Raw genomic sequence first — 13,069 nt, 5'->3', positions numbered from 1 at the left:
CAAATGTTAGTCATATTATGTATAGTCATCTCATGACTAAGAGAGCAATGATCATCGGTGGCGGGATCGCCGGCCCGGTGACGGCGATGGCCCTGCGACAGGCCGGCATCGACAGCGACGTCTACGAGGCGTACGACCGCGGCGCCGACGGCGTCGGCGCCTTCCTCACCCTCGCGGTCAACGGGCTGGAGGCCCTGCGCCTGCTCGGCCTGCACGACCTGGTCTGCGAGCTGGGCGTGGACACCCCGCGGATGGAGATGAGCAACGGACGCGGCAGGCTCCTGGCCTCCTTCCGGCAGCCCGGCCGGACGCTGAAGCGCGCCGACCTCTACCGGGCCCTGCGCGACGAGGCCGTACGGCGCGGCGTGCGCGTCCACTACGGCAAGCGCCTCACCGACGCCGAGACCACCGTGGACGGGGTGCGCGCGGTCTTCACCGACGGGAGCACGGCCGAGGGCGACCTGCTCGTCGGCGCCGACGGGCTGCGCTCGCGCACCCGCACGCTGATCGACCCCGGAGCGCCGCGCGCCCGGCACGTCGGCCTGCTGAACACCGGCGGTTTCGCACGGGGCGTCACGGTGCCGGGCCGGCCCGGGACGAACCACTTCATCTTCGGCCGGAGGTGCTTCTTCGGTTACCTGGTCCACCCCGACGGCGAGGTGTGGTGGTTCGCCAACCCGCCGAGCCGCCGGGAGCCGACCCCGGAGGAACTGGCCGCGATCACCCCGGCGCAGTGGCGCGCCCGGCTGGTGGAGCTGTTCCGGGACGACACCGGGCCGATGCTCGACATCATCGGCGCGACCGAGCACATCCTGCCCGGCTGGAACACCTACGACTTCCCGACCGTGCCCAAGTGGTCCGGCGGGCGCATGGTCATCATCGGCGACGCCGCGCACGCCACCTCGCCCTCCTCCGGCCAGGGCGCGTCCATGGCGATCGAGGACGCGGTGGTGCTGGCCAAGTGCCTGCGCGACGTCCCCGGCACCCGCGACGCGTTCGCCGCCTTCGAGCGGCTGCGGCGCACACGGGTGGAGCGGGTCGTGGCGCAGGGCAGGCGCAACGGGAGCGGCAAGGCCCCCGGTCCCTTCGGCGCCCTCTTCCGCGACCTCACCCTGCCCCTGTTCGTCCGGCAGATGGACAGGAGGAACGCCCTGGCCTGGATGCACGACCACCGGATCTCCTGGGACGACCGGGTGACCGCGGCCTCCGGCTGAACCGGCCGGAGCGGCGGCCCTCCGGCCGGGAGACCCGCGTCACCCGGGCGGGCGTCGTCTCACCAGTGGGCGGGGCGGGTCAGCGACGGCGGGATCCTCGTGGCGGTGTCGCCCCTCGCCGCGTCGAGCTGCGCCTGGACGAGGAAGATGCTCCCGGTGAGGTCGGCGCCCCGCAGGTCGGCGTCCCGGAGGTCGGCCCCGATCAGGTCGGCCGTCCGCAGGTCGGCGCCGCGCAGGTCGGCCCCGATCAGATAGGCCCCCCTCAGGCTGGCGCCCCGCAGATCCGCGCCCTTCAGCTTGGCCCCGATGAGGTCCGCGCCCCGCCGGTCCTTCCTCCGCCCCCCGACCCCGGCCCGCACGAGCTCGCTCGCGCGCAGCAGCAGGGCGTTGACCTGCCGCCACCGCGCCGCCGCGTCCAGCCTCAGCAGGGAGTCCGGGTCCCCCTGGGTCAGGCCCTCGATCTCGTCGAACGCGGCGCGGAGCTCGGCGCGGATCGGGCGGGCCGCCTCCAGCGTCAGCGCCTCGGCGAGGTACCTGAGCAGCTCGTGCAGGTCCCGCATGACCGGGAAGACCTCGAACATCTGCTTCGCGGTCCCCGGGTTCCGCCGCCAGTCCCGCCCCCCGAAGGTGACCTGGGAGACCTTCTGCCCCGCGCCGAAGCAGTCGTAGACGGTGCAGCCCGTGAAACCCTCCGGCCTCAGCCGGTCGTGGATGCCGCAGCGGAAGTCCTGCCGCAGGTTCGGGCAGGCCCGCCCGGCGGGCTTGTCGATCGCGAAGTCCGCCGAGGCCGCGAAGGCGGGCACCACGCAGCACAGTCCGAAGCAGTTACCGCAGTCGGCCCGCAGCGCGGAGCCGTCCCCGCCCGCGATGGGTTCCTGATGGTCGCGCGTCTCGGATGCCGCAGACATCCCGGACATCTCAGAGGACAACGTGCGTGGTCTCCTGTCGCGTCGTGCACCGCCCCGGCCGGAAGGCGGCGTTCTCCGGCCGGCCCCGCCCAGCCGACCGGCTGCGCGCTCCAGTGAAAGGTACCGTCTCCGCGCCCGTGCCCGCGCGGCGCCGGGCGTCCGCAGGCTCCTGCCCGCGCGGAATCGAGAACGCACGCGCGGCCCCATGCCCCGGCCCGTCACCGGCGGGAACGGCGGTGCACCCGGTTCATCGACGGGTCAAAGACAGGCCGGGAAGCACCCATATATGGAGCATGCTGCGAGGCCGCCGTTTTCAACCTGTGAATCCGGACATAAGGGACATGTCGCAATGTCAACGTACCGAGGAGGGACGAATGATATTCAAGCGACTCGCCGGCACTTTCACGGCGGCCGCCATCGCCAGTGGTGGCTTCGTGGCACTCGGCACCGCCGCCGCGACCCCGGCCCACGCCGAAACGGTATGCGCCTACAAGGTGCGCAACGTCCCCAGCGGCAATTACCTCAACGTCCGCCGGAAGCCGAAGAAGACCTCCAAGGTGGTCGATCAGATCGACCCGCGCTACGCGGTCCTGGGCCAGTGCAAGCTCGCCACCGCGAACTGGCGTGCGGTCCAGGGGCACAAGACGATAACCACGGGCTACGTCCACAAGCGCTACCTGAAGAAGGTCCTGAAGATCACCCGCTAGGTCTCCCCTCCGGCAGGTCGTCACGTGTCGTGGGGCCGACCGGTCCCACGACACGGCCGTCCTCCCGGGACGGGCGGCCGGATTCGCAGAGGAAGGCCGACGGAACGCCCGGCTCCGCATCCGCCGGCGCACCTCTCATTTCTCCCGTTCGGCCGGAATTCGTTTCCCCGTTATCGTCCCCGGATGAGGGAAATGAGATCGGACGGATTACCATCCGCCCGTACGGGTTCATCACCGGTTGTTCACGGAGGCCGCGGGCCGGCGCCGCCACCGCGGTCACCGCGTTTTCCGCAACGGATCCGATTCCGCCTTCCATCCCGCCGAGCCGCCCCAACGGCACCCCGGAAGGACCCCATGGCAGGGCCAAGTCCGATCGCGGCGGCCTCGGACCGGCGCCGGTCGCCCCCATCCCGCCGCCTCGCCGGGTGTGTCACCGCCCCCGGCCCCTCCCCGGGAACCGGCGTGGCGGCCGGGTGAATGCACGCCGTACCGGCGGAACGCACATCTCGTACTTCGGGCCGGTCCGCGGCGGCACGGGCTCTCGTACGATGACGAGGTGCTCGCCGCTCTCCGTTCCCTGTGGAACGAGCCCCGTCCCCCCGATCCTCCGCCGTGGACGTGGCGCGACCTGGTGCTCGTGGGGGTGCTCGTCCCGGCCGCCGTGCTCGAGGGGTTCCTGCGTCCGGACCTTCCGTGGCGGGTCGTCTCGGTGGCCGTCGCCGCCGGCCTGGTGCCCACGCTGCTGTGGCGCCGGACCCGGCCGCTGCTCATGATCGTGATCTGCTTCGCCGTCACGGGCCTGGCCCCGCTGCTGATGGGCGAGCCCTCCTCGGAGATGTACACGATGGCGTACCAGCTGATCCTGCCGTACGCGTTGTTCCGGTGGGGATCAGGACGCGAGGCCGCGACCGGACTCGCGATCATGATCGTCTCGGCCTCCCTGTCGGCGGTCACCGGCCGCACCGCCGGCCCCGATGTGATCGGCGCGTTCACAGCCCTGTCCGCGACCGCCGCCCTGGGCGGCGCGTTCCGGTACCGGTCCCGGGCGAGATCGCGCGAGCTCGACCAGGTCAAGCTGCTCGAACGCGAGCAACTGGCCCGCGACCTGCACGACACCGTCGCCCACCACGTCTCGGCGATGGCGGTGCGCGCCCAGGCGGGCCTCGCCACCGCGGAGTCACGGCCGGAGGCCGCGACCGAGGCGCTCCGCGTGATCGAGGCCGAGGCGGCGCGCGCGCTCGACGAGATGCACGCCCTGGTCCGCGTCCTCCGCCGGGACCGGCCGGACGAGCCGGCGGACCTGGCGCCCGGGCGGCGCATCACCGACATCGAGCGGCTCGCGGGCCGGAGCCGCTCCGGCCCGGCCATCGACGTGGAGATCTCGGGTGACCTCGGCGACCTCCCTCCGTCGGTCGAGGCCGCGGTCTACCGCCTCGCCCAGGAGTCCGTCACCAACGCCGTGCGGCACGCGCGCCGCGCCACCCGCGTCGAGGTCCGCGTCACCGCCGACGACACCTCGGTGCGCCTGCGCGTGAGCGACGACGGCGACGGCGGTCTCGTCCGCCCGGCCGCCTCACCCGGATACGGGATCATCGGCATGATCGAGCGCGCCCACCTGCTCCGCGGCACCTGCACGGCCGGACCCGGCCCCGACCGGGGCTGGACCGTGAGCGCCGTGCTGCCCCGGACCGGGGCGGCGACGTGAGCATCCGGGTGGTCGTCGCCGACGACCAGGAGATCGTCCGCACCGGGCTCACGATGATCCTCGACGCCCAGCCGGACATCGAGGTCGTCGGCGAGGCCGCGGACGGGCGGCGGGCCGTCGAGCTGGCGCGGCGGCTCCGGCCCGACGTGTGCCTGTTCGACATCCGCATGCCCGGCCTCGACGGCATCGCGGCCACCCGCGCCCTCGCCGGGCCCGACGTCGCAGACCCCCTCGCCGTCGTCGTCATCACCACGTTCGACCTCGACGAGTACGTCTACGCCGCGCTGCGAGCCGGCGCCCGGGGTTTCCTGCTCAAGAACGCCGGCGCGGCCCTGCTCTCCCAGGCCGTCCACGCCGCCGCCGGGGGCGAGGCGCTCATCGCCCCGAGCGTAACCGCGCGCCTGCTCGGAGCCTTCGCCCGCACTGGGTCCGGATCGGCCCCGGTGCAGCCCATCGAGGCGCTCACCGGTCGCGAGGAGCAGATCCTCGCCGCCGTGGCACGCGGGCGGACCAACGGCGAGATCGCCGACGAGCTCTACATCTCCCTCAGCACCGTCAAGTCCCACATCGCCAGCCTGATGGCCAAGCTCGGCGCCCGCAACCGCGTCGAGATCGCCATCTGGGCCTACGAGACCGGCCGCGTCAGGCACTGAACCGGACGGCCCGGGTCACCGGCCGCCGGACGGCCCCCTCGGCCGTGTCAGGAGCCGAGCCGGACGGCCCGGACCGCCGGCCGCCTGCGGACGGCCCACTCGGCCACGGCCACGTTGATCACCCAGCCGGCGGCCATGAGCAGTGCGGTGGCGACCTCGCCGGGCGCTCCGAAGACCAGGACCCAGGGCAGGTGGGTCAGCACCTGCGTGCCCGCCCCCAGGCCGATCGCGTAACCCCGGATCATCCAGGCGCGGTGCCGTACGACGTCCCGCCGCCGGATCGCGGCGAAGCCGAGGACGATGGCCAGGGCCATGGCCGTGCCGAACACGAGCCGGATACCGGAAAGGAGATCGCTGCCGCCGACGGGATAGGGGTAGAAGACCGTCATCCACAGCCCCGTGAGCGCCGCGACGAGTCCTGACGGGACCAGGACCCGCCCGGCGGCACGGTGCCAGCCGGGCCTCCGGCGGCGGAATCCGGGGGCGAACTGGAAGGCTCCGAGAACGCTGTAGACGCTGACGCTGACGATGTGCAGCACCACGGGCAGCGGCACCGCGAAGAACCGCGCGTTCTCCGGCGTGATCTCCGCGCCACCGGTCAGCTCTGTCAGGCGGACGGCTCCCGCGACCACGGGCACGGCACTGAGCAGGATCAGCATGGCGGGCACGAACCGGCCTGTCGGCCTCTCATCGGTCATGACCCGATCGTGGCCGCCGGCGCGGTGTCGGATCATCACCGGAACGGCCTGGTCCGACCTGGCCGATCGTCCGCCGATCAGGCGTACTTTCGGCTGATGAGTCCTCTGCACAGGATTTCTACGCTGGCCTCCACGGCTCGGGACGTGCCCGTCACCCTGCGGCGCCCGGGCCCGCCGTGGAGGAGGGAATCCCATGAAGGCGTTCGTCCTGCGTTCGTACGGCTCACCCGACGCACTGCAGCTCACCGAGATCGACAAGCCCGTGCCCGCCGCCGACGAGGTGCTGGTCCGGGTGCGCGCCACCTCCGTCCAGCCCTACGACTGGCACCTCATGAGAGGGGAGCCGTACCTCGCACGCCTGATGGGCGGCGGTCCCGGCCTGTTCGGGCCGAAGATCCGCGTCCTGGGCGCCGACATCGCCGGGCAGGTCGAGGCGGTCGGCCGGGACGTGACGGAGTTCCGCCCCGGCGACGAGGTGTACGGCATGCCCAAGCAGGGCGGCTTCGCCGAGTACGCCTGCGTCCGGGCCGGAGAGCTGGTGCCGAAGCCGAAGAACCTGTCGTTCGAGCAGGCGGCGGCGGTACCGATGGCGGCCGGCACCGCCCTGCTGGGCCTGCGCGACGACGGGCGGATCCAGCCGGGGCAGGACGTCCTCGTCAACGGGGCCTCGGGAGGCGTGGGCACGTTCGCCGTACAGCTCGCCAAGGCGTTCGGCGCGCGGGTCACCGCCGTCTGCGGCACCCGGAACGTGGAACTGGTCCGGTCGCTCGGCGCGGACGAGGTCGTCGACTACACCGCGGAGGACTTCACCCGGCGCGGGCGGCGCTACGACCTGCTGCTGGACTGCGCGGGAAGCCACCCGGCCTCGGCGTACCGGCGGGCGCTCACCCCCAAGGGGGCCCACGTCATCGTCGGAGGGCCGGGCGGCCGGTGGCTGCAGCCCATGGGCCGCATCATCTCGGCGCTCGCGGCGTCGCCTTTCGTGTCGCAGCGGACGGCCCTGACGGACGTGGTCCGGTGCACGGAGAACAAACGGAACCTGACGACGCTGGCCGGGCTCATCGAGGACGGGCGCCTCACCCCGGTCATCGACCGGAGCTACCCGTTCGAGGAGATCCCGGCGGCCATCGTCTACCAGGAGCAGGGACACGCCACGGGGAAGGTCGTCGTCACGGTCTGAGACCCGGGACCCCCGCATGCACGACGGACCCGGCCACGTCCCCGTCGGAGGGACCGGCCCGCAGGCGCCGCCTCCCGCCCTCCGGAGATCAGGCGGGGACGAGCGGAGCCGACCGCCGGCTGAGCCGGAGAACGGCCTCGGCCGTCCGGGGATCGGTGGCGGGGCGGAAGGGCATGACGGGGCGGGCATCGGGTCCGATGACCAGGCCGGTCCGCCCGTCCAGGGAGGCGTCGGCCGCGGCGAAGACCGACGACCGCGCGGCCGCCGACGCGGAGCCGGACGTCGCGCGCTCGAAGGTACGGCGGACCAGCGGCCAGAGCAGCCGCAGTCCCGGCGAGACGATCCGGGGCGACCGCATGGTGCCGTCTGTCATCTCGGTCGCCGCACCACCGGGGTCCGCGGCGAAGACCGAGACGCCCGTGCCTCGCAGCCGCTCCGCCAGATCCAGCGTGTAGGCGAGGTTGGCCAGCTTCGCCCGGCCGTACCAGTGGAAGCCGTAGTAGCCGCCCGGCGGCTCGACCGCGTCGAAGGAACGCTTGGCGGTCCGGACCGCGCCCGAGGTGACGTTCACGATCCGGCTCGGCCCTCCGGCCCGGAGCGGTTCCAGCAGCAGTTCCGTCAGCAGGTACGGGGAGAGGTGGTTGACGGCGAACGACGCCTCGATCCCGTCCACCGTCCGTTGCCGGTCCGCGAACATCGCCCCGACGTTGTTGACCAGGATGTCCAGCGGTCCCTCTCCGGCGAGCCGGGCGGCGAGCCCCCGGACCGCGTCGAGCGAGGCGAGGTCGGCCGCGACGAACCTCGCCCGCGGTCCGGTCGCCACCGCGCCGATCCGCTCGACCGCGAGGGCACCCCGCTCGGCGTTCCGGCCGACCACGGTCACCGCATGGCCACGCGCCGCCAGCCCCATCGCGGTCTCCAGTCCGATCCCCCCGGTCCCCGCCGTCACCACAGCCCGTCCGCCCATGATCCACCCCTCGCCGGCCGCCCATTACCGGATAGTCATCCGTTTCGTGATCCACACCGTAACACAAATGGATGGCTATCCGTTTAATGGAGGCGGACGTACGGCGACGGCCCCCGAGCCGTGGGCTCCGAGCTGTGGATTACGGACCGCCGGGTCTGTGGATTCCGGATCGCCGTGTCCGGACACGGGGCAGGACCACCGGGTCTGTGGATTCCGGATCGCCGCGTCCGGACACGGGGCAGGACCGCCGGGTCCGGACACGGCAGGAGCGAACCATCGAGTCCGGACCCGGCGGGGGGCGAACCGCCGTCAGCGCGGGGGGCGCAAGCCCTCCAGCAGGACGTCGAGGTAGGTCTCGGCGTGCGCGGCGTCGTCACCGCCGGAGCGGACCGCGTGCCCGATGCCGCAGAGCAGGCGGCGGACGTCGTCCGCCTCGATGCCGTACCGGATGGCACCCGCACGGCGGGCGCGGTCGAGCAGCTCCGCCAGCGCGCCGTCCAGATCGGCCCTCAGCGCCGAGGTCTGCGCATCGGCGCCGCCGGCGGATTCGAGCACCGCCGCGAACCCGGCGTCGTCGAGCATGCGCCCGAGGGTGAACCGCAGCAGGCGGCGCAGACTCGCGGGAGCGTCCTCCTCGGCACCGGCCGCCGCGGCCCGCGCCTCGTCGACGAGCTGCTGGAAACGTTCCGCCATAAGCGCTTCCAGCAGCGCGTGCCGGTTGGGGAAATGCCGGTAAACGGTCCCGACGCCCACCCCCGCGAGCCGGGCGATGGTGTTCAGCATGAGCGAGTCGTCACCCATGGCCAGCTGCTCACGGGCGACCTGCAGCACCCGTGCGCGGTTGCGCGCGGCGTCCGCACGCAACGCCGTCCCCCGCTCCGCACCGGATGTCACGGGCACAGCCTAACGGCCCGCCGGCCGGGCACCGCGAAACGCCGGGTCCACCCGTCCGCGGGCGCGACGCCGACCGGACAGGCGACGCCGGTCCCGCCGAGACCGCAGCGGCCCGGACCGACCGGTTCCGGCGGACCGGTCGGTTCCGGGGCCCGCCCTCCGGCTGATGGGCAACGGGCGCGGACTGACGACGACAAACAGGCGCAGGCCAGATATGACGGGTGATATAGATTGGTCGCCACGCGGAATGATCACGGCTCGCGCCCGCCCGCCCGGCCCGTTGCGACTCGGTGACGTCAGGTGTCACGTCGGCGGAAGAGAACGGCATGACCATGGAGTTTGGGACCGACTGACGATGAGCCCGGAAGAGGATTTCAAGCAGGTCGGCGCCGAGCTGGCCGACCTGGGTGTGCGGATCTCCACGATGATGGGGAGGCCCGCGCTCAAAGATCAGGCCGGGAAGGTGTTCGCGAGCCTGCAGCGTGACGGCGCGATGGTGTTCAGGCTGGTCAGGGACACCCCCGAACACACAGCCGCACTCCGACTGGCCGGGGCGTCCCTGTTCGACCCCTCGGGGCAGGGCCGGACGGTGAAGGACTGGGTGGTCGTGCCCCACTCCTCTGTCGGAGAATGGACGGATCTGGCCGAGACCGCCCTCAGCCGCCCACGCTGACCGGCAGGCCGCATCGACGGTGCGGCGGGTGCCCGATAGGGCGGACCGAGGACGGATGACCGCGCCCTGTGCCAGGGTGGCCGACATGTTCGCAATCACCGTACGGACCGAGGACGGCCGCCGACATGTCCGGGTGGACGCCGGGGGACTCGCCGGGCTGATCGGCCGGCTCGGCGGCCGGAACGACAGGTTCCTGGTCGTCCAGCGGATTCCCGACCTGCCCGAGGTCTTCGTCCAGGTATGGCACGAGAACGGCGGCGACTATGTGCTGGAACACCGTGACGGAGCTCCCGACCGGCACTTCCAGACGGTGCTCGACGATCCCGGACCGGTGATCGCGGCCATGACCCGCTGGGCGCGGCCGGAGGAAGACTGGGACTCCGGGCTGGACTGGACCTCTCTGGACCTGGGTCCCTCCGAGCCCCCGCCTCCGCTCGAGCTCGACCAGGACGAACGTGAGCGGCTCGACGCGCGCGTCCGCGAAGTGATCGTGGGCGGTTACGCGACGCGGGCGCAACTGGCCGAGCTCGCGCAGGAATACCTCGTTTCAGACGACCGCCACCCGGTCTCCCCCGAACAGGCGCGTCTACTGGCGGACCGGATGTGGCTGGAGCGCGTCGAGGAGCAGGCCTCCTGGCAGGGGGAGACGGACCCGGAACGGCTCAGCCGGGCCTTCGCCGCCCTGGAGGCCTCGGGCATCACCGCGAGGGAGCACTTCGCCTGCTGCCGCTCCTGCGGTCAGGCGGAGATCTGGTCGGCGGGTGCACCGGACGCCCGCGGCTACGTCTACTTCCACAGCCAGTGCACGGACTCGGCCGCGAGGGGGCACGGGCTGGCGCTCCTGTACGGCGGATTCGACGGCTCATCGGCCACCGCGGCGTCCATCGGCCGGGAGGTCGTGGCCGCGCTCGAGAAGACCGGTCTTCCGGTGGAGTGGAACGGTGATCCCTCGCAGAGCATCACCGTCACCCCCCTCGACTGGCGCAAACGCCTCATCGGTTGAGGGAGCGCATCCCTCCGGGAATCGATCACCAAACCGGCGTCACACCTACTTTGTGCATCTTTAACAGGCCATATGGGGAGGTGGTCAGCGGGTCTCGGGTACGTGAGGCAGGACCTGGGGGCGTGTGGTCGGGATCCTCCTCGCCTCCGTCCAGGCGCTCGTCAACTTCGCCTGGCTCCCGGCCTACCCGTTCTGGTCGGTGATCGTCATCGCCTTCGACGTCCTCGTCATCTACGCGCTCGCCGTCCACGGCCGGGAGACGAAGGCCTTCGGCGGAGGCGACATCCTGTAGACCTCGCCCGGCGGGGCCGGTCAACCGGTGGCCGATGGGCCGCCCGGGGAGATCAGTCCGGTTTCGTAGGCGAGCACGACGGCCTGGACGCGGTCGCGGAGGCCGAGTTTGGACAGGATGCGGGCGACGTGGGTCTTCACCGTCGTCGCGCTGAGAGTCAGCCGGTCGGCGAGTTCGGCGTTGCTCAGGCCGGTGGCGAGCAGGCGCAGCACTTCCAGTTCCCGTGGCGTCAGTCCGGACAGATCCCGGTGGAGACCGGCCTTCGCCTCGTCCCGGGGTGCGAAACGCTCGACGAGGCGGCGTGTGATGGTGGGTGAGAGCAGGGCGTCGCCGGAACGCACCAGACGTACCGCGGCCACCAGGTGCTCGGGGCTGACGTCTTTGAGCAGGAAGCCGCTGGCGCCGGCGGTGAGGGCGGCGTAGACGTAGTGGTCGAGATCGTAAGTGGTCAGGATGATGACGCGGGTCTCGTCCGCTCCGCCGCTCATGATCTGGCGGGTGGCTTCGATGCCGTCCATCCGCGGCATCCGGATGTCCATGAGCACGACGTCCGGCCTGGTGCTCCGTACGGCGGCGACCGCTTCGACCCCGTCGGCCGCCTCCGCCGCCACCTCGATGCCGTCGGCGGAGAGGATCATCCGGAACCCGGTACGGACCAGCGCCTGGTCGTCGGCGATGACCGCGCGCACCGGCTCGCTCATGCGGCGGTCCACGGAATACGGGCCATGATCCGATAACCGCCCCCCGCCACGGGCCCGGCGGCCAGGGTGCCGCCGTAGACGGCCAGCCGCTCACGTAAGCCGATCAACCCGCGGCCGTTGCCGGTCCGCGCCTGGGGGCCCGGCGCGCCGCCGGCGTCGGTGACCTCGATCTCCAGCCAGCCGCCGTTGCGGCCGATCGCGACGGACGCCGTCGCGCCGGCCGCGTGCTTCATCGTGTTGGTCAGGCCCTCCTGCACGACGCGGTAAACAGTGAGGCCGACCCCGTCGGGCAAGGGGTCCAGCGGCGAGAGCGCGACATCCACCGGCACCCCCGCGGCGCGTACCCGCTCGACGAGGCCGCCGAGCTGGTCGAGGCCGGGTTGTGGTTCGAGCCCGTCGCCCCGGCCGTCCACGCGGCCGTCCTCCGGTCCTGCGAGCAGGTCCATGACGTTGCGCAGCTCGGCCATGGCGGCTCGGCCGCTGCTTTCGATCGCGAGCAGGGCCTGCTTGGACAGTTCCGGCTCGGCGTCCATCACTTTGCGCGCCGCACCCGCCTGGATCACCATCACACTCACATTGTGGGTCACCACGTCATGCAGCTCGGCGGCGATCCGGGAGCGCTCGGCCTCGACCGCCCTCCGCATGGCGTCCTCCTGCGCCCGCTGGAGTTCGGTGAGCCGGTCCCGGCTCCGCCGCAGGAACCGGACGACGCTCGCCCCGGCCCCGGCGCTCAGCAGGACCACGTAGGGCCCCAGCCAACCGGGGAGACCGGGGAGACCGGACGCGACGTCCCGGTCCACGACGCCGGCGAGCACGGCCGCCAGCAGGAGACCGGCCGCCGCGGGCACCCGGTTGCGGCTGTGGGCGACGGCGCTGTAGCCGGCGATGAAGCAGGCCAGGACGGTGACCCACGTCTCACCGCCGTCCATGGCCAGCACCGCGGACGCCACCACCCAGAAGGTCGCGAGCGGATACCTGCGCCGGGCCGCCAGCGGCAGGGCGGTCAGCGCCACCAGGAGCACGGGCGGCTCGTGCTCCTCGGGGACGGCGCCGGACGGCGGATGGATCCGTTCCGGGGCGGCCGACTGGACGCCGATGCCCCCGTCCGGTAACGCCGGAGGAGACGGAACCGCCGGGAGGGACGGAGCCGCCGGAGGCTGCGGCAGCCGCAGCAACTCGATCAGAGGACGCGGTTGCACGTCGACGCGATGGACCGGACCCTGCAGCCCCTCCGCCGCCATCAGCGCGACGACGGTCAAGAAGATCGCGAGCAGCCCGTCGGCGACGAGAGCCCTTCGAGACGGACGGGCGGTTCGCGGTTCCGGCCGCAGTACGTCCTGCACGTACTGCCGCCAGAGCCGTCGTTCGTCTGCTGCCACCGACATATTTTCGCGTTCGCGCGATGCGCCGCACATCGTCTTCGGTGCCCACGGCGGTGTCCGCCGGGAGTACATCGCGAGGATGACACCGCGGG

At 72.3% G+C, this 13,069-nt stretch carries 14 protein-coding genes; 8 read left to right on the top strand and 6 right to left on the bottom strand.

Annotated elements, in window-relative coordinates:
* The first annotated feature begins 32 nt into the window (after nt 1-32).
* Nucleotides 33-1,214: an NAD(P)/FAD-dependent oxidoreductase gene (locus HS048_RS06440; protein ID WP_196466427.1), complete on the top strand. Its 1,182-nt coding sequence runs from the start codon at nt 33-35 to the stop codon at nt 1,212-1,214.
* A 59-nt stretch (nt 1,215-1,273) separates the two neighbouring features.
* Here HS048_RS06440 and HS048_RS06435 read toward each other — a convergent pair whose 3' ends face one another.
* Nucleotides 1,274-2,122, bottom strand: coding sequence for a pentapeptide repeat-containing protein (locus HS048_RS06435; protein ID WP_196466426.1), 849 nt, complete (start codon nt 2,120-2,122; stop codon nt 1,274-1,276).
* A gap of 374 nt (nt 2,123-2,496) precedes the next feature.
* On the opposite strand from HS048_RS06435, the gene HS048_RS06430 reads away from it, so the two are divergent.
* From HS048_RS06430 to HS048_RS06420, 3 genes are all read left to right on the top strand, one after another.
* Nucleotides 2,497-2,829: an SH3 domain-containing protein gene (locus HS048_RS06430; RefSeq protein WP_196466425.1), complete on the top strand. Its 333-nt coding sequence runs from the start codon at nt 2,497-2,499 to the stop codon at nt 2,827-2,829.
* A 556-nt stretch (nt 2,830-3,385) separates the two neighbouring features.
* Nucleotides 3,386-4,534 (top strand): sensor histidine kinase, encoded by a 1,149-nt coding sequence (locus HS048_RS06425; protein ID WP_307832378.1) that lies wholly within the window; start codon nt 3,386-3,388, stop codon nt 4,532-4,534.
* Entirely contained in the window at nt 4,531-5,187 is a 657-nt protein-coding gene (locus HS048_RS06420) for a response regulator transcription factor (RefSeq protein WP_196466424.1), read from the top strand. The genes HS048_RS06425 and HS048_RS06420 overlap by 4 nt, the downstream gene beginning before the upstream one ends.
* A gap of 47 nt (nt 5,188-5,234) precedes the next feature.
* On the opposite strand, the gene HS048_RS06415 is transcribed toward HS048_RS06420, so the two are convergent.
* Nucleotides 5,235-5,885 (bottom strand): DUF2306 domain-containing protein, encoded by a 651-nt coding sequence (locus HS048_RS06415; protein WP_084008532.1) that lies wholly within the window; start codon nt 5,883-5,885, stop codon nt 5,235-5,237.
* A 193-nt stretch (nt 5,886-6,078) separates the two neighbouring features.
* On the opposite strand from HS048_RS06415, the gene HS048_RS06410 reads away from it, so the two are divergent.
* Nucleotides 6,079-7,065 carry an NAD(P)-dependent alcohol dehydrogenase gene (locus HS048_RS06410; RefSeq protein ID WP_196466423.1) on the top strand — a complete coding sequence of 329 codons (987 nt, stop codon included), beginning with the start codon at nt 6,079-6,081 and terminating at the stop codon, nt 7,063-7,065.
* Between the two features lie 88 nt (nt 7,066-7,153).
* Here the strand turns inward: HS048_RS06410 and HS048_RS06405 are convergent, their stop codons facing one another.
* Together HS048_RS06405 and HS048_RS06400 are read right to left on the bottom strand one after the other, a co-directional pair.
* Nucleotides 7,154-8,032 carry an SDR family NAD(P)-dependent oxidoreductase gene (locus HS048_RS06405; protein WP_068898246.1) on the bottom strand — a complete coding sequence of 293 codons (879 nt, stop codon included), beginning with the start codon at nt 8,030-8,032 and terminating at the stop codon, nt 7,154-7,156.
* Nucleotides 8,033-8,341: 309 nt separating this feature from the next.
* Nucleotides 8,342-8,926, bottom strand: coding sequence for a TetR/AcrR family transcriptional regulator (locus tag HS048_RS06400; protein WP_068898400.1), 585 nt, complete (start codon nt 8,924-8,926; stop codon nt 8,342-8,344).
* A 355-nt stretch (nt 8,927-9,281) separates the two neighbouring features.
* On the opposite strand from HS048_RS06400, the gene HS048_RS06395 reads away from it, so the two are divergent.
* The 3 genes from HS048_RS06395 to HS048_RS06385 all read left to right on the top strand — a co-directional run bounded on the left by HS048_RS06395 (nt 9,282) and on the right by HS048_RS06385 (nt 10,894).
* On the top strand, nt 9,282-9,599 hold the full coding sequence (locus HS048_RS06395) for a hypothetical protein (protein WP_196466422.1): 318 nt from the start codon (nt 9,282-9,284) through the stop codon (nt 9,597-9,599).
* An 85-nt stretch (nt 9,600-9,684) separates the two neighbouring features.
* On the top strand, nt 9,685-10,602 hold the full coding sequence (locus HS048_RS06390; protein ID WP_196466421.1) for a hypothetical protein: 918 nt from the start codon (nt 9,685-9,687) through the stop codon (nt 10,600-10,602).
* 124 nt (nt 10,603-10,726) lie between these two features.
* On the top strand, nt 10,727-10,894 hold the full coding sequence (locus HS048_RS06385) for a hypothetical protein (protein ID WP_196466420.1): 168 nt from the start codon (nt 10,727-10,729) through the stop codon (nt 10,892-10,894).
* A gap of 20 nt (nt 10,895-10,914) precedes the next feature.
* On the opposite strand, the gene HS048_RS06380 is transcribed toward HS048_RS06385, so the two are convergent.
* Together HS048_RS06380 and HS048_RS38725 are read right to left on the bottom strand one after the other, a co-directional pair.
* On the bottom strand, nt 10,915-11,595 hold the full coding sequence (locus HS048_RS06380; protein WP_196466419.1) for a response regulator transcription factor: 681 nt from the start codon (nt 11,593-11,595) through the stop codon (nt 10,915-10,917).
* Nucleotides 11,592-12,974: a histidine kinase gene (locus HS048_RS38725; protein WP_307832377.1), complete on the bottom strand. Its 1,383-nt coding sequence runs from the start codon at nt 12,972-12,974 to the stop codon at nt 11,592-11,594. Before HS048_RS38725 ends, HS048_RS06380 begins: the two co-directional genes overlap by 4 nt.
* Between the last annotated feature and the right edge of the window lie 95 nt (nt 12,975-13,069).

The organism is Planomonospora sp. ID91781, from assembly GCF_015711595.1.
In the GTDB taxonomy this organism is placed as follows: Bacteria; Actinomycetota; Actinomycetes; order Streptosporangiales; family Streptosporangiaceae; genus Planomonospora; species Planomonospora parontospora.
The sequence above is the reverse complement of the archived record's forward strand: the minus strand, read 5'-3'. Positions and strand labels throughout refer to the sequence as shown.

Excerpts from the sequence above, each read along its gene's own strand:
- HS048_RS06440 (WP_196466427.1), top strand. The coding sequence starts at position 33 with ATGACTAAGAGAGCAATGATCATCGGTGGCGGGATCGCCGGCCCGGTG.
- HS048_RS06435 (WP_196466426.1), bottom strand. The coding sequence starts at position 2,122 with ATGTCTGCGGCATCCGAGACGCGCGACCATCAGGAACCCATCGCGGGC.
- HS048_RS06430 (WP_196466425.1), top strand. The coding sequence starts at position 2,497 with ATGATATTCAAGCGACTCGCCGGCACTTTCACGGCGGCCGCCATCGCC.
- HS048_RS06415 (WP_084008532.1), bottom strand. The coding sequence starts at position 5,885 with ATGACCGATGAGAGGCCGACAGGCCGGTTCGTGCCCGCCATGCTGATC.
- HS048_RS06410 (WP_196466423.1), top strand. The coding sequence starts at position 6,079 with ATGAAGGCGTTCGTCCTGCGTTCGTACGGCTCACCCGACGCACTGCAG.
- HS048_RS06405 (WP_068898246.1), bottom strand. The coding sequence starts at position 8,032 with ATGGGCGGACGGGCTGTGGTGACGGCGGGGACCGGGGGGATCGGACTG.
- HS048_RS06395 (WP_196466422.1), top strand. The coding sequence starts at position 9,282 with ATGAGCCCGGAAGAGGATTTCAAGCAGGTCGGCGCCGAGCTGGCCGAC.
- HS048_RS06390 (WP_196466421.1), top strand. The coding sequence starts at position 9,685 with ATGTTCGCAATCACCGTACGGACCGAGGACGGCCGCCGACATGTCCGG.
- HS048_RS06380 (WP_196466419.1), bottom strand. The coding sequence starts at position 11,595 with ATGAGCGAGCCGGTGCGCGCGGTCATCGCCGACGACCAGGCGCTGGTC.